Below are 26,859 nucleotides of genomic sequence, written 5' to 3'. Positions count from 1 at the left end.
GGCGCTGCCGGCCAGTGCCCCCGGGGCACGGCCGGATGGCCCCGCGAAGGCACAATACGCGGGTGTCCATTCCCCAATCGTTCATCCAGGAGTTGCTCGCGCGCGTCGACGTGGTCGACATCGTGGGCCGTTACGTACAGCTCAGGAAGGGCGGCGCCAACTTCATGGGCCTGTGCCCTTTCCACAGCGAGAAGTCGCCTTCCTTCACCGTCAGCCCCAGCAAGCAGTTCTATCACTGCTTCGGCTGCGGCAAGAACGGCAACGCCATCGGTTTTCTGATGGACCATGCCGGCATGGGCTTCGTTGAGGCCGTGCAGGATCTTGCCGGCCAAGTCGGCCTGCAGGTGCCGCAGGACGACATCAGCCCGGCCGAGCGCGAGCGCCAGGCCGCCCAGAAGCAGAAACAGGCCACCCTCACCGACGTGCTGGAAAAGGCCGGTGAATCTTTCCGCAAGCACCTGAAAGCCTCCCCCCAGGCCATCGAATACCTCAAGCGCCGCGGTGTCTCGGGCGAAACCGCCAGGCGCTTCGGCCTGGGCTACGCGCCCGCCGGCTGGCGCAACTTGGCCAGCGTCTTTGCGCATTACGACGATCCGCAGCTCGAAGAATCGGGCCTGGTCATCGTCGGCGAGGACGACGGCAAGCGCTACGACCGCTTCCGCGACCGGCTGATGTTTCCCATCCGCAACGTCAAGGGCGAGTGCATAGGCTTCGGCGGCCGCGTCTTCGGCGACGAGAAGCCCAAATACCTGAATTCGCCCGAAACCCCGGTGTTTCACAAGGGGCGCGAACTCTACGGCCTGTTCGAGGCCCGCACCGCCCTGCGCGACATGGGCTATGCGCTGGTCACCGAAGGCTATATGGACGTGGTGGCCCTGGCCCAGCTGGGCTTTGCCAACGCCGTCGCCACGCTGGGCACGGCCTGCACGCCCGATCACATTCACAAACTGTTTCGATTTACTGACGCCGTCGTTTTCAGCTTCGACGGCGACGGGGCGGGCCGGCGCGCCGCGCGCAAGGCGCTCGATGCGGCCCTGCCCTATGCCAGCGACACGCGCAGCGTCAAATTCCTCTTCCTGCCCGCCGAACACGACCCGGACAGCTTCATCCGCGAATACGGCAGCGAAGCCTTTGCCCGCTACGTGGGCGACGCGCTGCCGTTGAGCCGCTTTCTCATCGAAGCCGCCAGCGAAGGCTGCGACCTGGGCCAGGCCGAAGGCCGTGCCCACATGGCCAGCAATGCCCGCCCCCTGTGGACGGCCCTGCCTGACGGCGCGCTCAAGCGCCAGCTGCTGGGCGAGATCGCCGAACTCGTGCAGCTCGATGCGCGCGACCTCTCCGACCTGTGGTCGCAGGAAGCCGCTCGCAGCGGCCCGGCGCGGGGCTCCATGGCCGGCGGTGCTTCCCATCCGGGCCAGCAGGCCGGCCATGCACCGGCCGCGCCCGACTGGGGCCAGCCTGTCGAATACGGCGCGCCTTCGGGCTGGCACGAGCGTGGCGGCCATGGAAGCGGCGCGGGCGGCTGGCGCAGCGGCGAGCCCGGGCGCGGCGGCAAAAAGCCCTGGCCGCGCAAACCCTGGGACAAGAATGGCCGGGCCGACTTCAACCCGCCCCCCATGGGCCCGCGTGGCGCGCCAGCCACACGCACCGACCAGGCGGCACGCCTGCTCATGGCGCACATGGAATTCATGGAAGAACTCACCCACGAGGACTTCGAGGCACTGGCGCACTGCTCAGGCGAACATGGCGCCATGTTCCGCTGGATGGAGGCACAGTTCCAGGAATCCGGTGCCCGGCCCTTTGCCGTGCTGCGCGAACAACTGCGCGGCCTGCCTCACGAAACGCTGGCAGACAGGCTCATGAGCGGCCCCCACGCGCATCCCGAGGGCGAACTGCCCGAGCTGCGCCGTGAGTTGCGTGATGTCCTCAATCGCATGGTCATCGTCCACATCAAGGCCCAGATCGACGAAGCCTTGCGCGACATGGCACGGGACCCCAGCGCCGCCCAGCGCTATCGCGATCTCTTTGCCCGACAGCAGGCCCTGGAAAACCAGATGCGCACTTCCTCTTGAAATCGAGGTAAGCAGATATAATTGGGGGCTATCGGCAAGAGCGACAGCAGCACCTCCGGACCGGGCCCCGTGACGAACTCACGTGATTGCAGCAACTGCACGGCCCAATTTCCCGCAAGGACTGCACACCAAATGATCGCCCAGACATCTTGCCTGGAATATGTACGCTTCCCTGGCGGGCCTAGTCCGTCCGCGCGCGCTTAGGCGGCGCTTGTTTGAGTTTCCCTTTGTGTGTGTTCGCTCCCGACCGTGAGGTGCTCATGCCCGTTTCAAAGTCCGTGAAGTCCAAGCAGGCCCCCGAAGCTCCAGCGAAGCCCAAGACTTCGACAACCTCTTCAGCCCCGGCCGTCAAGGCCGGTGCCGGCAAAGCCGCTGCAGGACCGAAGAGCGCCGCATCTGCGGCCAAAGCAAAGAAAGATACCGACGTGGTAACCAAGTCCCAAGCCGAACTCAAAGCCATGGCCGACGAACTGCTCGCCGCCGCGACGCCCAAGCGTGGCCGCAAGAAGGCAGCCGAAGGCGACGACGCCCCCGCCCAGACAGAAAAGAAGCCTGCTGCCGCCAAGAAGGCGCCGGCCAAGGCCGCCACTTCCACCGCTGCAGCCAAGACCCCCGCCAAGCGCGGCCGCAAGCCCAAGGCCAAGGAAGCGGGCGACGACATGGACGACGCCGACCTGTCGGACATCGATGGCGACATCGATGGCGAAGTGGAAGGCGAAGTCGAGACCGAAGTGGAAGTCGAGGTCGAGGCCTCCTCGGCCCCGGCTGAAAAGGTCAAGCCCCTGCGCATGAAGATCAGCAAGGCCAAGGAACGTGCCTTGATGAAGGAATTCGGCCTGGACGAAACCGTCCTGACCGAAGAGGAAATGTCCACCCGCCGCCAGCGCCTGAAGGCGCTGATCAAGCTGGGCAAGACGCGCGGCTACCTGACGCACAGCGAAATCAACGACCACCTGCCCGACAAGCTGGTCGATGCCGAGACGCTGGAAGTCGTGATCTCCATGCTCAACGACATGGGCGTGGCCGTCTACGAGCAGACCCCCGACGCGGAAACCCTGCTGCTGAACAACACGGGCCAGTCCGCCACCACCGAAGAGGAAGCCGAGGAAGAGGCCGAAGCCGCCCTGTCCACGGTGGACTCCGAATTCGGCCGCACCACCGACCCCGTGCGCATGTACATGCGCGAAATGGGCACGGTGGAGCTGCTGACGCGCGAAGGCGAGATCGAAATCGCCAAGCGCATCGAAGGCGGCCTGATGGACATGATGGAGGCCATCTCGGCCTCGCCCGCCACCATCGCAGAAATCCTGGCCATGTCCGAGGAAATCCGCGAAGGCAAGGTCGTCATCTCCACCATCGTCGACGGTTTCGTCAACGCCAATGAGAACGACGACTACGTGGCCGAAGAAGACTTCGACGAATACGACGAAGAGGACGACGACGACGGCAAGGGCGGCTCCAAGGCACTGACCAAGAAGCTCGAAGAACTCAAGAACGAGGCGCTGCGCCGCTTCGACGCCATGCGCGAGAACTTCGACAAGATGCACAAGGTGTACGACAAGGAAGGCTACGGCACGCCCACGTACATCAAGGTGCAGAAGGCCCTGACCGAAGAGCTGATGACCATCCGCTTCACGGCCAAGACCATCGAGAAGCTGTGCGACCTCGTGCGTGCCCAGGTCGATGACGTGCGCAAGAAGGAACGCGAGCTGCGCAAGATCATCGTGGACAAGTGCGGCATGCCGCAGGAAACCTTCATCGCCCAGTTCCCGCCCAACCTGCTGAACCTGCAGTGGGTGGTGGAGCAGGTCGCGGCCGGCAAGCCCTGGAGCAGCGTGCTGGAGCGCAATGTCCCGCCCGTGCAGGAACTGCAGCAGAACCTGATCGACCTGCAATCGCGCGTGGTCGTGCCGCTGGACGAGCTCAAGCGCATCAACAAGCGCATGAACGACGGCGAGCGCGCCAGCCGTGACGCCAAGAAGGAGATGATCGAGGCCAACCTGCGCCTGGTGATCTCCATCGCCAAGAAGTACACGAACCGCGGCCTGCAGTTCCTAGACCTGATCCAGGAAGGCAACATCGGCCTGATGAAGGCCGTGGACAAGTTCGAATACCGTCGCGGCTACAAGTTCTCGACCTATGCCACGTGGTGGATCCGCCAGGCCATCACGCGCTCGATCGCCGACCAGGCGCGCACCATCCGCATCCCGGTGCACATGATCGAGACCATCAACAAGATGAACCGCATCTCGCGCCAGCATCTGCAGGAGTTCGGCTTCGAGCCCGATGCGTCCATCCTGGCGGCCAAGATGGAGATCCCGGAAGACAAGATCCGCAAGATCATGAAGATCGCCAAGGAGCCGATCTCCATGGAAACGCCGATCGGCGACGACGACGATTCGCACCTGGGCGACTTCATCGAGGACACCAACAACACCGCTCCCGTGGACGCCGCCATGCAGGCCGGCCTGCGCGACGTGGTCAAGGACATCCTCGACGGCCTCACCCCGCGCGAAGCCAAGGTGCTGCGCATGCGCTTCGGCATCGAAATGTCCACTGACCACACGCTGGAAGAAGTGGGCAAGCAGTTCGACGTCACGCGCGAACGCATCCGCCAGATCGAGGCCAAGGCCCTGCGCAAGCTCAAGCACCCGAGCCGCTCGGACAAGCTGCGCAGCTTCATCGACTCGCTTTAAGGCGCTGTGGATGCCGCCCCCCGGGCCGGCAACCGCCCCCCTGGAAAGCCCCGCACTCCCCTGCGGGGCTTTTTGTTTGTGGCCGGCCATCTGCCGGGCAGGGCGATGGTGGCGCGATAGACTGCCGCCTTTGTCTGCAAGGGCATCAGCATGGCTCTCGAAATCGAACGCAAATACCTTGTGGCCGACCCCGGCGTCGTGACCGGCCTGACCGGCGTGCGCATGGCGCAGGGATACATCGCCGACAACGGCATGTGGGTGCGGGTGCGCATCGCCGGGGACACCGGATTTCTCACGCTCAAGGGGCCGGCACGCGGCATGAGCCGCGCCGAATTCGAATACCGGATTCCGCTGGCCGACGCCGAGACGCTGCTGGCCCAGCACTGCGCGCATGGCGCACTCGAAAAGGTGCGCTACATCGTGACGGTGGACGGCTTCGACTTCGAGGTCGATGTATTCGAAGGCCCGCTGGCCGGGCTGGTCACGGCCGAGATCGAACTGGCCAGCGAGGATATCCAGCCGCCCTCGCCCGCCTGGCTGGGAGCGGAGGTCACCGCTGATCTTCGCTACAGCAACGCGCAACTGGCCAAGACCCGGCAGGTGCCTTCACCGGCCGTGCTGCCGGGCTGATGCAGGACGGCCTTGTGGACGCCCCGGGGCTACGGGGGGCTACAGGGGGCCACCAGGGGGCGACAGAGGCCGCAGGGACTGACTGCCGGAACTTCCTGCGCTGTGCAGCGGCTCAGCCGCCGGCCCGGTCCAGGGCCATCGTCTGCACGCGCAGTTCGCAGCCCTCGCGCAGCGGCTGCAGCCCGCCCACAGGCCGGAAGCCGTTCGCCAGGTACAGGCGCATGGCGGGAGAGTCGGCATCGGTCACACCCAGCCGCACACGCTGCATGCCCTTGTGCCAGGCCCAGGCGACGGCCTGGGCCAGCAGGGCCTGGCCCGCACCCCGGCCACGCACGGCGGGATCGACCCACATCTGGAAGAGATCGGCCACGCCGGGCTCGGGGGCACACAGCTTGCACCAGAGCAGGCCGCAGGCCTGGCCGCCGTTGACGGCGAAGAGCACCCTGTCCCTGCCGCCGGCAACGGCGGCCTGCAGCCGCGCAGCCCAGTCCGCGTCAACCCTTGCGGCCTCCGACTCCCAGGTGCTGCCGAAGGCGTCGGGTGCATCGCGCAGGGCACGCAGGCGGATATCCCGGTACTGCGGCCATTCATGGGGTTCAACGGGGCGGATGGAGATCATGGTGCGTCCTTAGGCAGACAAAAAAGGGTTGGCGTCGGGAGCCAAGGCGGCGCCCGGCCGGATGGTCCGGCCCGGGCCTCAGCGCCGGCCATGCCGGGCTCCGAGCACTGCCAGCATGCGGAAGAAGGCTGCGCCTATCTCTTCCTCGGAAACGCAGGCGTACCCCAGCAGCAGGCCACGCCGCCGGTGCGGACCCGCGTAGTAGCGCGACAGCGGCTTGACGAAGATGCCGGCCTGCCGGAGGTCCTCGGCGAGCACGACATCATCGTCCTGCCCGGGCAGCTGCATCACGAAATGCAGCCCCGCGCCGCTGTCCACCCAGGGCAGGTGGTCGGCGCCCAGATAGCGCTCGATCAAGGCCATCAGCATGCGGCGGCGCTTGCCGTAGAGCAGGCGCATCTTGCGGATGTGGGCGGCGTAGTGGCCTTCCACGATCAGTTCGGCGATGACCTGCTGCGGCAGCTGGTGACCCTCTCGGTACAGCTCTGAATGGATGCGGCGCAGCGGCTCGGCCAGGGTCGGGGGCAGCACCATGTAGCCCATGCGCAGTCCCGGGTAGAGGGTCTTGCTGAAGGTGCCTATGTAGATGACGGGCGCGTCCTCCTCCATGCCCTGCATGCTGGGCACGGGGCTGCCGGAGAACCGGAATTCGCTGTCGTAGTCGTCCTCGACGATCCAGGCACCCACCCGGCGCGCGTAGGCGATCAGCGCGCGGCGCCGCGCCATGCTCATGACGGCGCCCAGCGGGTACTGGTGCGAGGGAGTGACGAAGATCAGCCGCGGCACGGGCAGGCCGTCCGGCAGATGCATGCCCTCCTCGTCCACTGGCACGCTGTGCAGGCTCAGCCCGTGCTGCATGCGCAACACGTTGGCGATGCCCCAGTAGCCCGGCTCCTCCATCCAGACGCAGTCGCCAGGGTCGGCAAGGCTGCGCACCACCAGGTCGATGGCCTGGTGCACGCCTTCTGTGATCAGCACCTGATCGGCTGCGCAGTTCACCGAGCGCGCCACGCGCAGGTGCTCGGCCAGCGCCTGCTTGAGCGCCTCCACGCCGCCGCGCGTGCCATAGGTGAGCAGCTGCGGCCCGGCGTGTCGCAGCAGGCGGTTGTGGATGCGCGCGTAGGCGGCGCGCGGGAACTGCGTCACGTCGGGCACGCCAGGCATGAAGGCGCCCCATTGCTGCTCCGAAGCCTGGGCGGTTTTCAGCAAGGCCTGTGCCTGCACGGACAGGCCGCCGCCAGGCGCAGGCGCTGCGGCGGCAGCGCGGCGGGCGGGTGCACGTCCGCCGCTCAGCAGCATGGCCGCAGGCAGGGTGTCGACCACCTGCGTGCCGCGCCCGACCTGGCTGCGCACATAGCCCTCCACCTGCAGCTGCTCATAGGCATGGTTGACGGTGTTGCGCGACACATCCAGCTCGCGGGCCAGGTCGCGCGAGGCCGGCAGGCGGCTGCCCGGCAACAGGGCCCCGCTGTCCACGGCCTGGCGCAGCGCCAGGTACAGGGCCCGGTTCAGGCGGACGCGGTCCCCGCCCAGCCCGCGCCAGTCCATCTGGAGGATGAGGTCCGCGCACACGGAGGGTTTTGCCATGTCTGCCTTGCCTGCGTTGCCTGCCTTGTGGAAGCGATGGTGGCGAACTCGATTGGCACCATCATCTTTTCAAAAGATGGCTCCATTCATGGAACCAATCGCCACTATAACCGTAAGCATTGCAGCCACCTCAACGGAGACCTTCCCATGTCCAGCGCCGCCACCAACGACACCACCAGAGCCTCGTCCGTCAACCAGCAACTCAAGAGCCGGCGCACCGCCGCCATGCCGCGCGGCGTGGGCGTGATGTGCGGCTTCCATGCCGTGCAGGCCGACAACGCCTTGCTGACCGATGCCGAGGGCCGCCAGTACATCGACTTCGCGGCCGGCATTGCCGTGCTCAACACGGGCCACCGCCATCCGCGCGTGGTGCAGGCCGTGCAGCGCCAGCTGGAGTGCTTCACGCACACGGCCTTCCAGATCGTTCCCTATGAAAGCGCCATTGCACTGGCTGAGCGCATCAATGCACTGGCGCCCATCGACGGCCCGGCCAAGACCGCCTTCTTCACCACGGGCGCCGAGGCGGTGGAAAACGCCGTCAAGATCGCCCGCCATGCCACGGGCCGCTCGGCCGTGATCGCCTTCCAGGGCGCCTTCCACGGCCGCACCCAGCTGGGCATGGCGCTGACGGGCAAGGTGGCGCCCTACAAGCAGGGCTTCGGCCCCATGCCGGGCGAAGTCTTCCACGCGCCCTTCCCCAGCGATGTGCAGGGCATCAGCGTGCAGCAGTCGCTGGACGCCATTGCCATGCTGCTCAAGACCTCGGTGGACCCGCAGCGCGTGGCAGCCATCATCGTGGAGCCCGTACAGGGCGAAGGCGGCTTCAACCCCGTGCCTGCCGCGCTGTTCACGGGCCTGCGCCAGCTGTGCGACCAGCACGGCATGCTGCTGATCGCCGACGAGGTACAGACCGGCTTTGCACGCACGGGCAAGCTGTTTGCCATGGAGCACTACAGCGTGCGGCCCGACCTGATCACCATGGCCAAGAGCCTGGGCGGCGGTCTGCCGATCTCGGGCGTGGTCGGCCGCGCGGCCATCATGGACGCCCCCCATCCCGGCGGCCTGGGCGGCACCTATGCCGCCAACCCGCTGGCCGTGGCCGCAGCCCATGCCGTGCTCGATGTGATCGATGAAGAGCGCCTGTGCGAGCGGGCCATGGCACTGGGCAGCCAGCTGCGCTCGCGCCTGCAGGCATTGCAGACGCAGGATGCCGGCATCGCCGAAGTGCGCGGCCTGGGCTCGATGCTGGCCGTGGAATTCCGCCTTCCCGGCAGCGGCGAGCCCGACGCGCAGCGCGTGGCCGCCATCGTCCAGCGTGCGCAGCAGCAAGGCCTGCTGCTGCTGACCTGCGGCCTGTACGGCAACGCCATCCGCTTCCTCTATCCGCTGACGATTCCAGAGCCGCTGTTCGGCAAGGCGCTGGACATCATCGCCAACGCCATCACCCAGACCGCGTCCCAGCCGGTCGCCGCCTGAATCCCCATCCCAGCCACACCCTGCCGCACCATGAGTCTTTCACTGCAACGCCCCGATCTGTTCCGCCAGGCCTGCCTGCTTGCCCAGGGCTGGCACCCCGTGGGCTCCGGCCCCGCCATCGATGTCTTCAACCCCGCCACCGGCGAACGCCTGGGCCAGGTACCCGCCCTGCAGGCCGGCGAGGCCGAGGCCGCCATTGCCGCCGCGCAGCGCGCCCTGCCCGCCTGGGCCGCGCTGACGGGCAAGCAGCGCGCCGGTATCCTGCGCCGCTGGTTCGACCTGATGCTGGCGCACCAGGACGATCTGGCGCGGCTGATGACGCTGGAGCAGGGCAAGCCCCTGGCCGAGGCGCGCGGCGAGATCGCCTATGCGGCCTCCTTCATCGAATGGTTTGCCGAGGAAGGCAAGCGCGTGGACGGCGAGCTGCTGCAGTCGCCCAACGCAGGCCAGCAGCTGCTCACGCTGCGCGAGCCCATTGGCGTGTGCGCCGCCATCACGCCCTGGAATTTCCCGGCCGCCATGATCACGCGCAAGGCCGGCCCGGCGCTGGCCGCCGGCTGCACCATGCTGGTCAAGCCGGCCGAAAGCACGCCCTTCACGGCCCTGGCCCTGGCCGTGCTGGCCGAGGAAGCCGGCATTCCCGCCGGCGTCTTCCAGGTGCTGACCGGCCATCCGCAGGACATCGGCCAGGCGCTGACGCAAAGCCCCGTGGTGCGCAAGCTCAGCTTCACGGGCTCCACGGCCACCGGGCGGCTGCTGATGCGCCAGTGCAGCGACACGGTCAAGAAGCTGTCGCTGGAGCTGGGCGGCAATGCACCGTTGATCGTGTTTGACGATGCCGATATCGACCAGGCCGTGGCCGGCATCGTGGCCTCCAAGTTCCGCAACGCCGGCCAGACCTGCGTGTGCGCCAACCGCATCTATGTGCAGGACGGCATCCACGACGAACTGGCCCGCCGCCTGGCCCGTGCCATGGCGGGCTTCAAGGTCGGCAATGGGCTGGAGCCCGGCGTGACCCATGGCCCGCTGATCAACGAGGCGGCCGTGCAGAAGGTGGAAAGCCATGTGGCCGATGCGCTGTCCAAGGGCGCGCGCCTGCTGGCGGGCGGCAGGCGCCCGGTGCCGGGCCAGCTGTTCTTCGAGCCCACGCTGCTGGTCGATGTGAACGACAGCATGCAAGTCTGCGAGGAAGAGACCTTCGGCCCGCTGGCGCCGCTGTTCCGCTTCCATGACGAGGACGAGGTGGTGCGCCGCGCCAACGACACCATCTACGGCCTGGCCGCCTATCTGTTCACCAACGACAACCGCCGCATCTGGCGCGTGTCGCGCGCGCTGGAGTACGGCATGGTGGGCATCAACACCGGCCTGATCTCCAACGAGGTCGCGCCATTCGGCGGCGTCAAGCAGTCCGGCCTGGGCCGCGAGGGCTCGCGCCACGGCATCGAGGAATACCTGGAGACCAAGTACCTGTGCCTGCAGACGGCATGAGGGTTGCCTGACGTCCGCAATGGCACCCGGCAGGGAAGACGGCATGGGCCTTCGAAGGCAGCCTGGCTAGACTGGGCGCCATCAAAGGCCCATCCGATCTGCACCATGGACGCTTCTTCCGCCCGCCTCCCCTCTCCTTCCGAACCGCTGCGCATCGCCGTCATGGGCGCAGGCGCCGTGGGCTGCTATTTCGGCGCACTGCTGGCGCGCGCCGGCCACCAGGTCACGCTGATCGGCCGTCCCGCCCATGTGCAGGCCGTGCAGCAGCATGGCCTGCGGCTGGAGACGGCGGCACTGGACATCCAGGTGCCCATGCAGGCATCGACCGAGGCCAGCGCCGTGCGCGATGCCGATGTGGTGATGTTCTGCGTCAAGTCCACGGCCACCGAGGAAGCGGCCCGCGAGATGCAGCCGCACCTGGCGCCGGGCACCCTGGTGCTGACCATGCAAAACGGCGTGGACAACGACGAGCGCGTGCGCGCCGTGCTGGGCCCGTCCGTGGCCGTGGCCGCCGCCGTGGTCTACGTGGCCACGGCCATGGCCGGCCCCGGCCATGTGCGCCATTTCGGCCGCGGCGAGCTGGTCATTGCGCCGTCTGCACTCAGTGAACAGGTGGCCCTGCAGTTTGGCAAGGCAGGCATTGCCGTGCAGGTATCGCCCGACGTGCGCGGCGCGCTGTGGGCCAAGCTGGTGATCAACTGCGCCTACAACGCGCTGTCGGCGCTGTGCCAGCTGCCCTACGGCCCGCTGGTGCAGTCGCCCGGCGTGACGGACGTGGTGGACGACGTGGTGGCCGAATGCCTGGCCGTGGCCAGGGCCGACGGCGTGGCCCTGCCCGGCGACGTGCCCGCTGCCGTGCGCGGCCTGCCGGCCACCATGCCGGGCCAGTTTTCGTCCACCGCCCAGGACCTGGCGCTGGGCAAGCCCAGCGAAATCGATCACCTCAACGGCTACGTGGTGCGGCGCGGCGAGGCCCTGGGCGTGCCCGTGCCGCTGAACCGCACGCTGCAGGTGCTGGTCAGGCTGGCCCCTTCACGCGTGCAGGCCAGCCAGGAGCCCCTGAACCCGCCTCAGAACTCGTAGTTGGCAGACACCCACAGGCGGCGGCCTTCCTGGTTGTTCGCGTAGCGGTTGCCAAAGATCACGGTGCCCTGGACCTGGCCCGGTACGTTGTAGGGCTGGTAGTCCACGAAATCCTTGTTGAACAGGTTGTAGATGGCCGCGTTGATGGTGAACTGCTTGCTCACGCGGTAGCTGCCGCCCAGGTGGAACTGGGTATAGGCCTTGTAGTTGCCCAGCGCGGCCTTGGCGGCCTGGGAGCTGGCGCTGGTGCCGGGGTCACGGTAGCGCTCGCTGCGGTATTCGGCGCGCAGCCACAGGTTCCACTGGGCACCCGGCTCCCAGTTCAGGCGGGCGTTGAGCGCGTGCCTGGGTGTGTCGCTCAGCGGGTTGCCACGGTTGGGGCCGCTCTTTTGCTCGCTCTTGGTGAAGGTGTAGTTGGCGCTGGCGTTCCAGCCGCGCGCCAGCGGCATGCGCGCACTCAGCTCCAGGCCGCGCGTGACGGCCTCGTCCACGTTGATGGACTGGCCGAAGGCATCCACCAGCGGCCAGTCGCCGAAGCTCACGCAGCCGGGGCGATTGGGCGCTGCCGCAAAGTCGCAGTTGATCAGGCCCGGGCCGCTGGTGATCTTGTCCTTGAACTCGTTGTTGAACACCGTGGCGCTGCCCGCAAAGCCCGTGGGGCTGTCGAAATAGACGCCCAGTTCGGTGGTGCGGCTGGTTTCGGGCTTGAGGTTGGGGCTGCCCACCAGCGGCAGGCGGCCCTGCTGGCCGAAGCCGTTGATGCCGGGCGCCAGCTGCTCCACGCGCGGCGTCTTGTAGCCGTTGCTGACGCCGCCCTTCACGGTCCACTGCGGCGCGGCATTCCACACGCCGTAGATGCGCGGGCTGAGCTTGCCGCCGAAGAGGCTGTGGCGGTCATAGCGCGCGCCCATGGTGAGCTTGAAGGCGTCGGTCAGGCTCCATTCGTCCTCGGCAAACAGGGCCTTCTGCGTGAAGGCGAACTTGTTCGGCGCCACGCCGTCCTTCATCTCGGCATCCCACCACTGGCCGCCCAGCGTGGTCAGGTGGGCACCCCAGGGCAGGACCAGCTTGCTGTCCAGCACCTTGCTTTCCACCTCCAGCGTGCGCGCGGCACCTGGCGTCGCGCCCGGGGTTCCCCGGGGAATGGTCCGGCCGATGGTCTCGGTCCGGTTGACCATGAAGCTGGTGTCCCAGGTTCCGAAGCCGTAGCGACCGGTATGGGCCAGCGTGAGCTGGTCACGGTTGTATTTCTGCTCGGGACTGTAGCCTCCCGTGCCCAGCGTGCCCAACTGGCCCTGCGAGTTGTCATAGGTCTGGCGGCCCGAGTCCAGGTCCAGCGTGATGTCGTGGTACCTGTTGGGCGTGAGCGCCAGGCGCAGGCCCAGGTTGTTGATCTCGGACTTGACGGGGTTGCCGCCCATGATGGGAACGGCTGGCTGGCCGTTGGCGCCCGCATAGGTGATGTCCGAAGCGGCCCGGCGCTGGGTGCTGCCGCGGATCGACAGGCCCAGCAGGTCCTCCTTGATGGGGCCGCTCAGGTAGAACTTGCCGGACTTGATATCACCGAACTCCGACTCTTGCTGCAGCGTGTAGTCGGCGCTGACGCTGCCCGTCCAGGTCTTGCCGACCTTGCGCGTGATGATGTTGATCACGCCGCCCATGGCGTCGGAGCCGTAGAGCGTGGACATGGGGCCGCGGATGACCTCGATGCGCTCGATGGCGCCGATGGGCGGCATGAAGCTGGTCTGCGTCTCGCCAAAGCCGTTGGGCGTGACATTGCCGGCCGAATTCTGGCGGCGCCCGTCGATCAGCACCAGCGTGTAGTCGCTGGGCATGCCACGGATGCTGATGTTCAGGCCGCCGGTCTTGCCCGCGGGGGCGCCTACGTCGATGCCTTCCACGCTCTCCAGCGCGTCGGTCAGGCTGCCGAAGCGGCCCTTGGCCAGTTCCTCGCGCGGGATGACGGTGATGGAGGCCGGCGCCTCCTTGATGTCCTGCTCGAAGCCCGAGGCAGAGACCACGACTTCGCGCAACTCGGTGGCGGCAGCCGCATTGCTTTGCGATGGGGTCTGTGCCGATGCGGCACCCGAAGCACAGATGGCGGCCACCAGGAGGGCCAGAGGGGAAGGACGCGACGGAAGAACGCCGCGCAGATCGCGATACGACATGCAAACACTCCAGAAACGGAAAACGGGCTGTGAGGCCCGTGCAACTCGCTTTGAAATCTTTGGTTATGCGATGGGATGGGGATATGTAACGAAATTATATGAACATTGAGAATCATTTCCATTCTCATGATCACAATAGGATTTATCTGTCGCACGGATGCTACGTTCCTAGGAGCAGAAAGCGCTGACGGCACCAATGCTTGCGCTGGCGCAAGCTGCTCTCACCACCTCAATACACGTCACGCCGGTAGCGGCCGCTGCGCACCAGCTGGTCCATTTGCGCCTCACCCAACACGGCGTGCAACGCCTGGTCCACGCCCTGGGCCATACCCTGCAGGCTGCCGCACACATAGATGGCTGCGCCCTGCGCCACCCATTGGCGCAGCACATCGCCGGACTGCGCCAGCAGGTCCTGCACATAGGCGCGCGGCGCGCCTTCGCTGCGATCGCGCGAGAAAGCCAGGTCCAGGCGCTGCAGCACGCCGCCCTCGCACCAGGCCTGAAGCTCGTCGCCATAGAGCCGGTCATGCGCGGTATTGCGCTCGCCGAACAGCAGCCAGTTGGGCCCCAGGCCTGCTGCGGCACGCGCACGCAGGTGGCTGCGCAGGCCGGCCAGACCCGTGCCGTTGCCGATCAGCACCAGCGGGCGCTGCAGGTTGTCTTCCAGCCGGAAATTGCGGTGCGCACGCAGCCGCAGGGTGATGGCTGCCCCCAGGGGCGCGCCCTGCGTGAGCCAGCCCGAGGCTAGGCCCGGCGAGCCGTCCTCGCGCCGCGCCTGGCGCACCAGCAGATGCACGCAGCCGTCCTGGGCGATGGAGGCGATGGAGTACTCGCGCGGATGCCGCGGGTCCGCAGGAATGCAGACCTGCGCCAGGTCGCCGGACTCCCACAGCGCGGCCTCCGTTGCAGGGGGCTGCAGCTCGATGTGGAACACCGGCTCGCCTGCGCTGCCCGGGTTCATATGCCGGCGCGCGGCCAGCGTCCATTCGCTGAAGACCGGCTGCTCCCATGCCGGCATGTCGCCCAGGCTGCTGATCTGGGTCAGCTGGTGCTGCCAGGCGGTCAGCGCCTGCGGCGCGCCGTTGTCCATTTCAATGCGCTCGAACCAGGGCCTGGCGCCACCGGCGCGCAGCCAGCCGTCCAGCGCGCGGCCAAAGCCGCAGAACTGCGCGTACTGGCGATCACCCAGCGCCAGCAGGCCGTATTGCAGATGGGACAGGCCCTGCGCCTGCGCCATGGAGTGCGCCAGGAACAGGGCTGCGTTGTCGGGCGGATCGCCCTCGCCATAGGTGCTGGCGATGAACAGCGCCCTTTGGGTCTGCGCCAGCAGCTTCACATCAACGGCATCGAGGGCGCACAGATGCACGCTCTCACCGGCCGTATGCAGCAGCCGCGCAGTCTCGCGTGCCAGCTCCTCTGCCTGGCCCGTCTGGCTGGCATAGGCCACAAGCAGGGGGAGCGCGCCCTCGCGCGCCGAGGCCAGCGCCGCGGCTTCGTGCTGCGCCCGCGCGCGCTGGCGGCGCTCGCGCCACCAGATGGCGGCGCACATGGCCACATACAGCAGTACCAGGACAGCGGCTGCGAGTATGCGCAGCCCGGATTCGGACAGGAACATGGCGTGACCGGAAAATCTACACGGCGCAGAAAAGGTTAGGGGCGCTCACGGCGCCAGCGCGGCAAACGCCGTGGTCATCGCCATGGCAGGGCCCTGCGCCGTGCGCTCGCACAGCAGTGCGGCCACGCCGTGCTGCTCGGCAAAGTCCAGGCCCGCACGCGGCCCCAGCACGGTGAGCACGGTGGCCAGGGCGTCGGCCTGCATGCATTCGGCATGCAGCACGGTGACGCTGGTCAGGCCGTGCGCCACGGGCTCGCCGCTGCGCGGATCGATGGTGTGGGAGTAGCGGCGCCCGCCCTGCTCGAAGGCATGCCAGTGGTCGCCCGAGGTGGCGATGGCCATGTCGCGCAACGGCAGCGCCAGCGGCGTGGACTGGTCCGCCATGCTGGCCACGGCCACGCGCCAGGGCTGGTTGCCAGGGCGCTGACCGCAGGCCCGCAGCTCGCCGCCCACCTCGACGAGGAAATCGGTATGGCCCAGCGCCTGCAGGTGCTCGGTGACCAGGTCCACCGAATAGCCTTTGGCAATGCCGCTGAAGTCCACATGCACGGCGCCGGGCTGCAGCGCGCGCCGGCCCTTCAGGTCCAGCACGATGCGCTGGTAGCCCACGCGCTCGCGCACCCGCCGCAGCGCATCGGCATCGGGGATGCCGGCGCCCTGCGCCTTTTCCGCACGCGGGCCGAAGCCCCACAGATCAACCAGCGGCCCCACGGTGGGGTCCCAGGCGCCGCCGCTGGCCTGTGCCCAATCGAGTGCACAGGTCAGCACGGTGAAGAATTCGGGCGGCAGTGCATGCCAGCTGCCGGGCTCGGCGCGGTTGAAGCGCGAGATGTCGGAGCCGGCTTCCCAGTTGCTCATCTGGCGCACGACCAGGGCCAGCGCAGCCTCTATGGCCTGGCGCGCCTCATCGAGCGGGCGGAAATCCGGGTTGTGCAGGCGCACGCTCCAGGTCGTGCCCATGGCCTCGCCGGTGAGCGTTTGCAGCGCGGCGGGGTCTGCCCGCCGCACGGCCTGCGGCGCGTAGCCGGAGACGGCAAAGGACGCTGCGCCTGTGGGCACAGGCGCGGCAAGGCCCCGGCCTGCGCTGCCCTGCAACAGGGCGGGCGCGAAGCTCACGCGCACGGGCGCAGGCGCAGGCGCGGGCGGGGCCCCGGGTGGGGACGCAAGGCTCAGGGCAGCACCTCGAACGTGCCCACATAGGACAGGCGGCGCTCCTTGGCCTGGGGCAGCGAGGTCTTGTTGTCCTGGGCGTCGGCATCCACCCAGTACATGCCGGCGGTGGGCCAGGTCACGCTGAACTCGCCCTTGGCGTCGGTCGTGGCCTTGATCTCGCCCTTGTTGTCGCGGTAGCGCGTGGCGCCGGGCACCAGCACGACTTCCAGGTTGGCGGCGGGCTTGCCGTCCACATGGAAGGCGAAGGTGGCCTTCTCGCCCTTGACCAGGTCGTTGGGATGGGTCACGGGCACCAGCTCCAGCCCCTTGCCCGAAGGCTTGACGGCGCTGGGCTTGCCCACGGTCACGAAGGTCTCGATGCGGCCCACGGACTGGGTCACCTTCAGGTCCTGCGCGTCAGCGGGCACATCGGCGGCGAACTTCTCGGGCGAGCCGCGCCAGCGGCGGTTCTGGCCCGTGGCCTTGTCCTTCCAGGAGGCAAACAGGCCGTCGTTGACGATGGCCAGGCGGTAGGTGCCGCTTTGCTGCAGGTCCAGATCGAACACGCTGCGCAGCTTGCCGCGATGGGCATTCTGCGGCGCGACGGCCGAGCCGTCCGGCGCCGAGACAACGAGGTTGTCCAGGCCCAGCGGCACGTGGTTGAAGAAGAACAGGTCGTTGGAGACAGCGGCATCCACCGTGATCCATTCGGCCTTGGACAGCACCGTGGTCGAGGGCAGCAGCCACAGGTTGTGGGCCTGGGCGGCCTGGAAGGCGCCGCAGGCAATGGCGAGGCTGGCAGCCAGACGGACGGCAAAGGGGGTCTTGGACTTCATGAAAAATCTCCTTGGTTCGTGGATGGGTCTGGCACGTGCAGCGATGGCGTAGTCCCCCTCGTGAGGGGGAAGGCGCACAGCGCCTCGGCGGCTTTCAATTTCAAGGCTTGAGTTCGACGCTGATCTCGCCCAGCTCGCTGCTGCCCTTGGCGCTCAGTTGCTCGGCCTTGGCCGCGGGCCACTTGAAGGGCACGGTGACCACTTCGCGGCCGCCGACTTCGCGCGCGGCCTCGACCACGAGCTTGTATTCACCGGGCGGCAGCTTGGCGAAGGGATTGGAGCCTTCGGTGAAACTCAGCTGGTGCTTGCCCACGGGACGCGTGGGGCTGGTCACGCCATCGATCGGCAACGTCAGGTCACGGCCCGTGCGGCGCCACCACTGGCGCATGTCCTTGAGCCACTTCGTGCCTTCGGCATTGCGCATCTTCACGTCGTACCAGACCGACAGCGTGGAGGCCACCGAGGCGTCGGCGCGCTCGATCCATACGGCCACGTAGGGGCGGTGGTATTCGGCGACATCCAGGCGCGGAATTTCCACGCCCACGTTCAGGCCGGCGGCAAAGACCGGGACCGCGCCCAGGCAGGCGCCAAGCGCCATGGTGTAGCGCAGAGAGAAGTGCGGATTCATTGGCAAGGCTCTTTCGGTTCTCAGTGGATCAACAGGAGGGCCAGCAGCATGGGAATCACCAGCCCCATGCCGACCATGGGCCAGGTGAAGGGACGGTTGCCCGCGTGCATCTTCAGGATGAACAGCCCGGTGACGGTGAACACCAGGCAGGCTGCGGCAAAGATATCGATGAACCAGCTCCAGGCAGCGCCCGTGTTGCGGCCCTTGTGCAGATCGTTCAGATAGGCGATCCAGCCCCGGTCGGTGCGCTCGTATTCGGCCTCGCCATCGGCCAGGCCCACGCGCACCCAGGCATCGCCGCCGGGGCGAGGCAGGGACACATACAGCTCGTCGGCCGTCCATTCGGCTTCGCGGCCCTCGGCTTCAAGCCCCCACTGGCCGCGCACCCAGTCCGCAAATGGCGCAGGCACGGGAGCACGATCGCGCGACTGGCTGGCCTGCTGCCGGACCAGCTGCACGCGCAGCGCGTCCGGCAATGCCGCCTCGCCGCGCACGATGCGCGGCTTGGACTCGATCTGCCCCGCATGATTGAGCGTGAACCCCGTGACGGCGAACAGCAGCATGCCGATCAGGCACAGCGCAGAGCTGACCCAATGCCACTCGTGCAGTGTCTTGAGCCAGTAGGAACGGCGCCGAGGGTCCGGTTTGGGGGATGTCATCGCAACAGAGGCAGGCGGCAGCACCACGCGGCCACAACCATCACGGCGGCGGCCACGGGGAGCACAGGAAAGAAAAAGGCCGGGGGATTCTACCGCCCACGAATAAGAATTGATCGCATTTACACAAGCTTTACCGGCTTAATCGACATCTGTGTCACGGCGCTCCATCTCCGCTCCTTGCCCCCGGGCGCGCATGCCCCCACGCATCCCGGGACAGCGATGCACCGTCGGTGGGCCCTCTCCTGAAGCGTCTGGCACCCATGCCGCCAGACAGCCTGCGTTATGTCAACTAGCTGACGCACATGCTTACATAATCTGCTTTTCTGATTCATTTGCGCCCACAATGGCGCGCGAACCCGATTGGAGACTGCATGCGCCTTCCGAGCTTTTCGCAAACCACTGCCAACGCCGCCCACTCCGGTGACGGCACGCGCCAGAACCGCCGCCAGCTGCTGGCACAGGGTGCAGCCCTGGCCATGCTGTGCTCCCCGCTGGCCCATGCCGCGCCGCCCGCTGCAACGCCTGCGGCCCATGCGCCGCGCGCTGCCGCCGGTGGCCAGCGCGTGGCCGCCAGCCTGCGCATCGTCATTCCGGCCAATGCCGGGGGCGGCTGGGACCAGACCGGCCGCGCACTGGGCGCGGCCCTGGTGGCATGCGGCGCGGCAGATCGCGTGGAGTATGAAAACCTGGGCGGCAAGGGCGGCACCATCGGCCTGGCACAGTTTGTCGAGCGCCATGGCCAGGACCCCGATGCGCTGCTGATCGGCGGCATGGTCATGGTCGGTGCCGTGGCGCTGCAAAAGCCGGCCGTGAACATGTCGCACGTGCAGCCGATTGCCCGCCTGACCAGCGACTATCTGGTAGTGGCCGTGCCTGCCGACTCCCCCATCCGCAATGCCAAGGACCTGGTCGCCGCGCTGCGCAGCGATCTGGCCCACCAGTCGTTTGCGGGCGGCTCGGCCGGCGGCGTGGACCATATGTTTGCCGGCCTGCTCACGCGCGCCGCCAAGGCGGCGCCCGAGCAACTGGTCTACAAGCCCTTTCCGGGCGGCGCCCAGGTGGTGGAGGCCTTGCTCAAGGGCGATGCGCGCATGGGTGTGTCCGGCTACAGCGAGTTCAGCGAAGCCCTGGCCAGCGGCAGGCTGCGCGCCATTGGCGTGTCTTCGCGCCGCAGCCTGTTCGGCCTGCCCTCGTTCCGCGAACAGGGACTGGATGCCGACATGGCCAACTGGCGCGCCGTCTTCACGGGCAAGCAGGTCAGCGCCGCACGCGCCCAGGCCCTGCTGGGCGCCGTGGAGCAGGCGACCCAGCACGAAAGCTGGCAGCGCGCCCTGCGGCAGAACCGCTGGGAGCCTTCGTGGCAGGCAGGCCGCGATTTCAGCGGCTTTCTGGAGCTGGAGCACACCACGGCCAGCGTCATGACCTATCTGCTCAAACTCAAGAGCTGAGAAACCGAAGTCCAGCGGGCAGGTTGCGTGGCGGGCCTGCAACACTGGTTCGGAGATTCGCGTATTCCTCTAGCGAAGCGCATTGCCGCTGTGGGTTTTGAGCTACCAAACTTGTAGCAGAATGGATCCAGAGCTATAGTTCCCCGGGACTTGGCTCGGCGCGCGTCCCACCCGGATGCCCCCGCCGGCTCACACACACCATTGCGCAAGGAGAAGCGTCATGAGCTCCAAGGAAAACGCCGCCATCAACCAGCTGTTCGAGAAACTCGAATGCCGCTACGCGTTGCGCGTGCTGTGGGCTTTGCGTGACGGCCATCCTCAGACCTTTCGACTGCTGCAAGACAGCGTGGGCGGCATCACGCCCAACACGCTGAACACCCGCATCAAGGAACTGCGCGAATGCGGGCTGCTGGAGCATGGCTCCGACGGCTATACCGTGACGCTGGCCGGCCAGGACCTGCTCAAGCGCCTGTCCGATGTGCAGGCATTCGCCAACCGCTGGGTGGCCGCGCGCGCCAAGAAGTGATTCTTGCGGCCAGGCCCTTCGCCCTCTTGCCGCCGGACAGTCTTTTTCCCCCACCGTTTCTCTCTCAAGGAATACCACCATGGCTTTCACCACCACCGCATCCGGCCTGCAGTATGAAGACACCGTCGTGGGTGACGGCGCCGAGGCCCAGCGCGGCCGCAGCGTGACCGTGCACTACACGGGCTGGCTCTACAACAACGGCGTGCAAGGCGCGAAGTTCGACTCCAGCAAGGACCGCAACGATCCCTTCGTCTTCCCCCTGGGCGGCGGCATGGTGATCAAGGGCTGGGACGAAGGCGTGCAAGGCATGAAGGTGGGCGGCCAGCGCACCCTGATCATCCCGGCCGAACTGGGCTACGGCGCACGCGGCGCTGGCGGCGTGATCCCGCCCAACGCCACGCTGAAGTTCGACGTGGAGCTGCTGGCCGTCTGAGCCTGCACCCGCTGGCCCACGCAAGGGCAAGGCGCGAAGGCGCCTTGCCTTTTTTCATTTGCGGACCGTCCCAAGAGCCCCCAGGAGCATCGGACCTTGCGCGGCAAGGATAGCGTGGGGGCGGCTTCTCGCTCAGGGGGCTTTGCCGAACAGCGCCTCGTGCAGCGGCACATAGCTGGCGGGGCTGGCAGCCTCGCGCAGGCGCGGGGCCAGCGCCACGAGCTGGTCGTAGCCCATGGCAGCCTCCACGGCCAGGTTGAGCCGGAATCCCTTGAGCCCCATATTGGCCGTGATGGCCACCGCCAGCGGATAGGCGTTGCGGTAGCGCACGGCCAGCGAAGGCTCGGATGGCGCAGACGCATCGCCGGTAGGCTGGGCCGGCGATGCGGCGGCAGCAGTGACGGCAGGCGCCGCAACGGCCACCACGCCCAGCCGGGGTTCGGCTGCATCGCGGGGCGCCAGCCATTCGCGCTCCACCAGCGCCAGGATTTCGTCCTGGGTCACGCCCATGCCGGCAACGGCCTGCAGCACCTGCGCCACGCTGCGTTGGCCGTCAAACAGCAAAAATGCCGAGCGCAGCCGGGGAGAGAGATCGGCATGGCGTTCCTTGAATGCCTGTTGGCCGGCGGACGTTTTCACAAGATGCATGGCGGACGCAATTTTCTGCAGGGGATCGGATCGGACACGGCTCGCAGCGTGTCATGAGCCTCCGGCTCCCAAAAGCGGGTTTTCCAGCACGCGCGGGCTTCAGTTGGGCCGGGACTGATCCAGATCTGCCATCAAGACAAAAATTGGCAATTTCGTTGGCAATGTCGTCGGCCCATGGAGCCCATGCCGCGTCAGGCCACGCGCCCTGGCACGGAGCGCGCCGCAGCGCGCCGGCGCGGGTCCAGGCAGCTGACCAGCCAGGTCACCAGCAGGCCCGCCGGCACGCCGAAGACACCCGAGGAAATCGGCTGTATTCCCCACCACAGGCGGGCATGCAGCGCCTCGGGCAACACGGGCTGCAGCGCGGGCACGTGCGAGACCATGTAGTAGACGGTGATGCCCAGGCCGGCCAGCATGCCGGCCACCGCCCCGCGACGCGTGGTGCCGCGCCAGAAGATGCCCAGCACCATGGCCGGAACAAAGGCCGATGCCGCCAGCGAGAACGAGGCCGTGACCATGGGCAGGATGTCCGAGGAACGGCGCGAGGCCACGAAGGCGGCCGACAGCGCCACCACCAGCAGCGCGAACTTGGACAGGATCACGCGCTGCTCGGGCGAGGCGCGGCGCCGCCGCGCGCGAAAGTACAAGTCGCGCACCAGCGCATTGCTGATGGTCAGCAGCAGGCCATCGGCCGTGGACAGCGCGGCGGCAAGGCCGCCCGCCGCGACCAGGCCCGAGACCACGTAGGGCATGCCACCCAGCTCGGGCGTGGCCAGCATGATGAGGTCGGCGCCCATGCGGATCTCGCCGAACTGCAGGACACCGTCGCCATTGACGTCTTCCACGGCCAGCAACGAGGCATCGACCCGGGCCCACTGCGCCATCCAGGTGGGCAATTCATCGAAGCGTATGCCCACCAGGTTGTTCATGACCTCGAACTTGACCAGCACGGCCAGGGCCGGCGCGCTCATGTACAGCACGCCGATGAAGAACAGCGTCCAGCCCACCGAGGCCCGCGCCCCAGACACCGAGGGCGCCGTGTAGTAGCGCGTGAGCAAATGCGGCAGGCCTGCCGTGCCGGCCATGAGACAGAACATCAGCGCCAGGAAGTTGCGCCGGCTGTCCTCGTAGACCTGACGCTCCTCGGCCGATCCATCGGGGTTGCCGGCAAAGGGCAGGCTGTGCAGCGGAATGCCGCCCAGCGGCTTCTCGCGCTCGCGCATCTCCTGCAGCTGGCGTGTCCACAGGGCGCGCGCAGTCGCTTCGTCGCGCGGCATGGCGGCCAGTTCGCGGCTGGCCGCCATGATGGCGCCAATGTCGCCGCTGCGCGTGCGCAGATCGCGTATGCGCTCGGACAGCTGCTGGCGCTCGGCGGCCAGCACGCGCGGCACGTCCTTGAGCTTGTCCTCCAGCACCTCGGCGCGCAGGCGGTAGGCGGCGACCACTTCCTGTTCGGCCGGCGAGTCCAGCAGGCGCTGCTCCATCTCCGCGATCTGGCCGAGCTGGGCCGTATAGGCCAGCGGCGCCACGGGATTGCCCATCTGCCGGTAGGCCAGCCAGGACACGGGGATCAGAAAGGCCAGCAGGATGACCACGTACTGCGCGACCTGGGTCCAGGTGATGGCACGCATGCCGCCCAGGAAGGAGCACAGCAGCACGCCGCCCAGGCCCAGCATGATGCCGATCTCGAACTGCACGCCCGTCAGCCGCGAGGCAATGAGCCCCACGCCGTAGATCTGGGCCACCACGTAGGTGAACGAGCAGGTCACGGCAGCCAGCGCCGCGATCACGCGCGGCCAGCGCCCGCCGTAGCGCTGCTGGAAGAAGTCGGGAATGGTGTAGAGCTTCATCGCCCGCAGGTGCGGCGCGATCAGCATGGCGACCAGGCAAAAGCCGCCCGTCCAGCCCAGCAGGTAGGCCAGTCCGCCGGCCTGCCCCGGCACGCCGGCAAAGCCCTGCAGGTACAGCGCCCCCGACAGGCTGATGAAGGACGCCGCGCTGACCCAGTCCGCCGCTGCCGCCATGCCGTTGTAGAAGGGCGGGATGCGCCGGCCCGCGACGTAGTACTCCTCGGGATCGCTGGTGCGCAGGTACACGCCGATGGCCGCGTAGACCATGACGGTGAAGAACAGGAAGATGGGGCCTATCCAGTGGCGTGACAGGCCTTGCTGCTCGGCCCAGAACATGAGGGCCAGAAAGCCGAGCACGCCCAGCGTGTACAGGGCCACGATGCGGTGCAGCCGCCAGCGGGAGGCGGCCGTCAGCAGCGAGCGCTCAGCCATGGCCGGGAGGCGACGGCGGGGCGGGCGGTTGCGGGGCGGCGGGTTCAGACGGGGCAGCGGCCCGGGCCTCGCGGCGCTCGAAATGGTCCATGGACAGACAATAGACGATGACGATGGCCAGGAACATCAGGACTGCCCCCTGGGCCGCGAACCAGTAGGCCAGCGGCCAGTCGGGGACCAGCGCCTGCAGGTCGCGTGCGTAGTAGCAGGCACCGAAGGAGACGGCGACCCAGACCGCGAGCAGCACGGCCTTGAGCCACAGATGGTGGATGTCGTGCAGGTCGGGGGCGAAGGTCTCGCCTTCGGACGGTCCCCCGACTGCGTCGTCATGCAAGTGCGCGTCCGGCGTATGCATGGCGACGCTGCCAGCCCTTACTGCGCCAGGCGCTGCCAGGTGGCGACCACGCTGTCGGGATTCAGCGAGATGGAGGCAATGCCTTCGTCAGCCAGCCATTGGGCGAAGTCCGGGTGGTCGGATGGGCCCTGGCCGCAGATGCCCACGTACTTGCCCTGGTCCAGGCAGGCCTTGATGGCGCGCGACAGCATCTTGCGCACGGCGGGGTCGCGCTCGTCGAAGTCGGCGGCCAGCAGCTCCAGGCCGGAGTCGCGGTCCAGGCCCAGCGTGAGCTGGGTCAGGTCGTTGGAGCCGATGGAGAAGCCGTCGAAGAACTCGAGGAACTCGTCCGCCAGGATGGCGTTGGAGGGCACCTCGCACATCATGATGAGCTTGAGTTCGTTGTCGCCGCGCTTGAGGCCGTTGGCCGCCAGCAGCTGGGTGACGCGCTCGGCCTGCTTGAGCGTGCGCACGAAGGGAATCATGATCTGCACGTTGGTCAGGCCCATGTCCTCGCGCACGCGGCGCAGTGCCTCGCACTCCATGCGGAAGGCCTCGCCGAAGTCCTCGGAGATGTAGCGCGCCGCGCCACGGAAGCCCAGCATGGGGTTCTCTTCCTCGGGCTCGTAGCGGCTGCCGCCGATGAGCTTGCGGTACTCGTTGGACTTGAAGTCCGACATGCGCACGATCACGGGCTTGGGCCAGAAGGCGGCGGCAATCGTCGCCACGCCTTCGGCGACCTTGTCCACGTAGAAGGCGCGCGGCGAGGCATGGCCACGGGCCACGGACTCCACGGCCTTCTTGAGGTCGGCATCCACGGCGGGATAGTCCAGGATGGCCTTGGGGTGCACGCCGATGTTGTTGTTGATGATGAACTCCAGGCGGGCCAGGCCCACGCCCTCGTTGGGCAGCTGGGCGAAGTCGAAGGCCAGCTGGGGGTTGCCCACGTTCATCATGATCTTGGTCTTGATGGCGGGCATCTCGCCGCGCTGCACCTCGGTGACCTCGGTCTCGATCAGGCCGTCATAGATCTTGCCGGTATCGCCTTCGGCGCAGCTGACGGTGACCAGGGTGCCGTCCTTGAGCAGATCGGTGGCGTTGCCGCAGCCGACCACGGCCGGAATGCCCAGCTCGCGCGCAATGATGGCCGCGTGGCAGGTGCGGCCGCCACGGTTGGTGACGATGGCCGAGGCGCGCTTCATCACCGGCTCCCAGTTGGGATCGGTCATGTCGGTCACCAGCACGTCGCCGGGCTGGACCTGGTCCATGTTGGCGATGTCATTGACCAGGCGCACCGGGCCCGTGCCGATCTTCTGGCCGATGGCGCGGCCTTCGGCCAGCACATTGCCCGTGCCCTTGAGCGCGTAGCGCTGCTCGGCCTGGCCCTTGGCCTGGCTCTTCACGGTCTCGGGGCGGGCCTGCAGGATGTAGAGCTGGCCGTCCGTGCCGTCCTTGCCCCACTCGATGTCCATGGGGCGGCCATAGTGCTGCTCGATGACCAGGGCATAGTGGGCCAGCTGCTGCACGTCCTCGTCGGACAGCGAGTAGCGGTTGCGCAGCTCATGGGCCACGTCGGTGGTCTTGACAAGCTTGCCGCTGGCGGCCTTTTCCTCGGGCGAGGCAAAGACCATCTGGATCAGCTTGGAGCCCAGGTTGCGGCGGATCAGGGCCTTCTTGCCGGCCTTGAGCATGGGCTTGTGCACATAGAACTCGTCAGGATTGACGGCGCCCTGCACCACGGTCTCGCCCAGGCCGTAGCTGGAGGTGATGAAGACCACGTCCTCGAAGCCCGATTCGGTGTCGATGGTGAACATCACGCCGGCCGCGCCCAGGTCGGAGCGCACCATGCGCTGCACGCCGGCCGACAGGGCCACCACGTCATGGGCAAAGCCCTTGTGCACGCGGTAGGAGATGGCGCGGTCGTTGTACAGGGAGGCGAACACCTCCTTCATCTTGTGCAGCACCGACTCGATGCCCACCACGTTCAGGAAGGTTTCCTGCTGGCCGGCGAACGAGGCGTCGGGCAGGTCTTCGGCCGTGGCCGAGGAACGCACGGCGAACGAGGCCGCCTCGTTGCCGCCCTGCAGGCGCACGAATTCCTCGCGGATGGCCTGCTCCAGATCGGCCGGGAAGGGCTGGTTCTCGACCAGGGCACGGATCTCGGCACCCACCTGGGCCAGGGCGCGGACATCCTCCACGTCGAGGGCGGCCAGCTTGGCACTGATCTTGTCGGCCAGGCCGTCGTGGGCCAGGAACTGGCGGAAGGCATGGGCCGTGGTGGCAAAGCCCGTGGGCACGCGCACGCCCTGCGGCAGCTGCGAGATCATTTCGCCGAGCGAGGCGTTCTTGCCGCCTACGGACTCGACATCGGTCATCCTCAGTTGTTCAAACGGAACGACGAGGGCGGTGGCCTCGAACAGTTGAGACATGGGAAAGCTCCAGAAGTTGAAAACCGTAGTGCGCCGCCCCGGCTGCCAAA

Annotated in this window: 21 protein-coding genes; 9 read left to right on the top strand and 12 right to left on the bottom strand. The window is 67.5% G+C overall.

Features of this window, described 5'->3' with window-relative positions:
* Positions 1–35 precede the first annotated feature (35 nt).
* The 3 genes from dnaG (at position 36) to HFGMBDPB_RS25150 (ending at position 5,398) form a co-directional block, all read left to right on the top strand.
* Positions 36–2,072 carry a DNA primase gene (gene dnaG, locus HFGMBDPB_RS25160; RefSeq protein ID WP_016447583.1) on the top strand — a complete coding sequence of 679 codons (2,037 nt, stop codon included), beginning with the start codon at positions 36–38 and terminating at the stop codon, positions 2,070–2,072.
* A gap of 260 nt (positions 2,073–2,332) precedes the next feature.
* A complete protein-coding gene (rpoD, locus tag HFGMBDPB_RS25155; protein WP_016447584.1) occupies positions 2,333–4,768 on the top strand; it encodes an RNA polymerase sigma factor RpoD in 2,436 nt (811 codons plus the stop codon).
* Positions 4,769–4,918: 150 nt separating this feature from the next.
* The gene (locus tag HFGMBDPB_RS25150) at positions 4,919–5,398 is read left to right on the top strand and encodes a CYTH domain-containing protein (RefSeq protein ID WP_016451277.1); all 480 of its coding nucleotides are present in this window, start codon (positions 4,919–4,921) and stop codon (positions 5,396–5,398) included.
* A 112-nt stretch (positions 5,399–5,510) separates the two neighbouring features.
* Here the strand turns inward: HFGMBDPB_RS25150 and HFGMBDPB_RS25145 are convergent, their stop codons facing one another.
* Both HFGMBDPB_RS25145 and pdxR read right to left on the bottom strand, forming a co-directional pair.
* Positions 5,511–6,017, bottom strand: coding sequence for a GNAT family N-acetyltransferase (locus HFGMBDPB_RS25145; protein WP_016447586.1), 507 nt, complete (start codon positions 6,015–6,017; stop codon positions 5,511–5,513).
* Positions 6,018–6,095: 78 nt separating this feature from the next.
* A complete protein-coding gene (pdxR, locus tag HFGMBDPB_RS25140; protein WP_016447587.1) occupies positions 6,096–7,604 on the bottom strand; it encodes a MocR-like pyridoxine biosynthesis transcription factor PdxR in 1,509 nt (502 codons plus the stop codon).
* 147 nt (positions 7,605–7,751) lie between these two features.
* Between pdxR and gabT the strand changes: the two genes are divergently transcribed.
* From gabT to HFGMBDPB_RS25125, 3 genes are all read left to right on the top strand, one after another.
* Complete coding sequence (gabT, locus tag HFGMBDPB_RS25135) at positions 7,752–9,080, top strand: 4-aminobutyrate--2-oxoglutarate transaminase (RefSeq protein WP_203400548.1); 1,329 nt, start codon at positions 7,752–7,754, stop codon at positions 9,078–9,080.
* Between the two features lie 30 nt (positions 9,081–9,110).
* A complete protein-coding gene (locus tag HFGMBDPB_RS25130; protein ID WP_203400547.1) occupies positions 9,111–10,568 on the top strand; it encodes an NAD-dependent succinate-semialdehyde dehydrogenase in 1,458 nt (485 codons plus the stop codon).
* 105 nt (positions 10,569–10,673) lie between these two features.
* On the top strand, positions 10,674–11,651 hold the full coding sequence (locus tag HFGMBDPB_RS25125) for a ketopantoate reductase family protein (RefSeq protein ID WP_203400546.1): 978 nt from the start codon (positions 10,674–10,676) through the stop codon (positions 11,649–11,651).
* Here HFGMBDPB_RS25125 and HFGMBDPB_RS25120 read toward each other — a convergent pair.
* From HFGMBDPB_RS25120 to HFGMBDPB_RS25095, 6 genes are all read right to left on the bottom strand, one after another.
* Complete coding sequence (locus HFGMBDPB_RS25120) at positions 11,639–13,819, bottom strand: TonB-dependent receptor domain-containing protein (RefSeq protein ID WP_016451273.1); 2,181 nt, start codon at positions 13,817–13,819, stop codon at positions 11,639–11,641. The genes HFGMBDPB_RS25125 and HFGMBDPB_RS25120 overlap by 13 nt on opposite strands.
* A 229-nt stretch (positions 13,820–14,048) precedes the next feature.
* Positions 14,049–15,434, bottom strand: a complete 1,386-nt coding sequence (locus HFGMBDPB_RS25115; RefSeq protein WP_212646511.1) for a sulfite reductase subunit alpha — start codon at positions 15,432–15,434, stop codon at positions 14,049–14,051.
* Positions 15,435–15,479: 45 nt separating this feature from the next.
* Positions 15,480–16,556 carry an FAD:protein FMN transferase gene (locus HFGMBDPB_RS25110; RefSeq protein WP_046985641.1) on the bottom strand — a complete coding sequence of 359 codons (1,077 nt, stop codon included), beginning with the start codon at positions 16,554–16,556 and terminating at the stop codon, positions 15,480–15,482.
* A 47-nt stretch (positions 16,557–16,603) separates the two neighbouring features.
* Positions 16,604–17,422 (bottom strand): DUF4198 domain-containing protein, encoded by an 819-nt coding sequence (locus tag HFGMBDPB_RS25105; protein ID WP_046985642.1) that lies wholly within the window; start codon positions 17,420–17,422, stop codon positions 16,604–16,606.
* Positions 17,423–17,522: 100 nt separating this feature from the next.
* Positions 17,523–18,050 carry a DUF2271 domain-containing protein gene (locus HFGMBDPB_RS25100; protein WP_013801141.1) on the bottom strand — a complete coding sequence of 176 codons (528 nt, stop codon included), beginning with the start codon at positions 18,048–18,050 and terminating at the stop codon, positions 17,523–17,525.
* A 20-nt stretch (positions 18,051–18,070) separates the two neighbouring features.
* Entirely contained in the window at positions 18,071–18,709 is a 639-nt protein-coding gene (locus HFGMBDPB_RS25095; protein WP_026062185.1) for a PepSY-associated TM helix domain-containing protein, read from the bottom strand.
* Between the two features lie 371 nt (positions 18,710–19,080).
* Between HFGMBDPB_RS25095 and HFGMBDPB_RS25090 the strand changes: the two genes are divergently transcribed.
* From HFGMBDPB_RS25090 to HFGMBDPB_RS25080, 3 genes are all read left to right on the top strand, one after another.
* On the top strand, positions 19,081–20,157 hold the full coding sequence (locus HFGMBDPB_RS25090; protein ID WP_016451269.1) for a Bug family tripartite tricarboxylate transporter substrate binding protein: 1,077 nt from the start codon (positions 19,081–19,083) through the stop codon (positions 20,155–20,157).
* Between the two features lie 220 nt (positions 20,158–20,377).
* Positions 20,378–20,683 carry a winged helix-turn-helix transcriptional regulator gene (locus HFGMBDPB_RS25085; RefSeq protein WP_012206858.1) on the top strand — a complete coding sequence of 102 codons (306 nt, stop codon included), beginning with the start codon at positions 20,378–20,380 and terminating at the stop codon, positions 20,681–20,683.
* 79 nt (positions 20,684–20,762) lie between these two features.
* Positions 20,763–21,116 carry an FKBP-type peptidyl-prolyl cis-trans isomerase gene (locus HFGMBDPB_RS25080; RefSeq protein WP_012206859.1) on the top strand — a complete coding sequence of 118 codons (354 nt, stop codon included), beginning with the start codon at positions 20,763–20,765 and terminating at the stop codon, positions 21,114–21,116.
* A gap of 132 nt (positions 21,117–21,248) precedes the next feature.
* Here the strand turns inward: HFGMBDPB_RS25080 and HFGMBDPB_RS25075 are convergent, their stop codons facing one another.
* The 4 genes from HFGMBDPB_RS25075 to ppsA all read right to left on the bottom strand — a co-directional run bounded on the left by HFGMBDPB_RS25075 (position 21,249) and on the right by ppsA (position 26,809).
* A complete protein-coding gene (locus HFGMBDPB_RS25075) occupies positions 21,249–21,764 on the bottom strand; it encodes a hypothetical protein (RefSeq protein WP_212646510.1) in 516 nt (171 codons plus the stop codon).
* Between the two features lie 191 nt (positions 21,765–21,955).
* The gene (locus tag HFGMBDPB_RS25070) at positions 21,956–24,046 is read right to left on the bottom strand and encodes a VC_2705 family sodium/solute symporter (protein ID WP_016447599.1); all 2,091 of its coding nucleotides are present in this window, start codon (positions 24,044–24,046) and stop codon (positions 21,956–21,958) included.
* The gene (locus tag HFGMBDPB_RS25065; protein WP_016447600.1) at positions 24,039–24,401 is read right to left on the bottom strand and encodes a DUF4212 domain-containing protein; all 363 of its coding nucleotides are present in this window, start codon (positions 24,399–24,401) and stop codon (positions 24,039–24,041) included. Before HFGMBDPB_RS25065 ends, HFGMBDPB_RS25070 begins: the two co-directional genes overlap by 8 nt.
* A 17-nt stretch (positions 24,402–24,418) precedes the next feature.
* Positions 24,419–26,809 carry a phosphoenolpyruvate synthase gene (gene ppsA / locus HFGMBDPB_RS25060; protein WP_016447601.1) on the bottom strand — a complete coding sequence of 797 codons (2,391 nt, stop codon included), beginning with the start codon at positions 26,807–26,809 and terminating at the stop codon, positions 24,419–24,421.
* Between the last annotated feature and the right edge of the window lie 50 nt (positions 26,810–26,859).

Source organism: Delftia sp. PE138 (assembly GCF_018320755.1).
GTDB lineage: Bacteria > Pseudomonadota > Gammaproteobacteria > Burkholderiales > Burkholderiaceae_C > Comamonas > Comamonas tsuruhatensis.
Note: the sequence above shows the minus strand (reverse complement) of the source record. Positions and strands in the feature narration are given on the sequence as shown.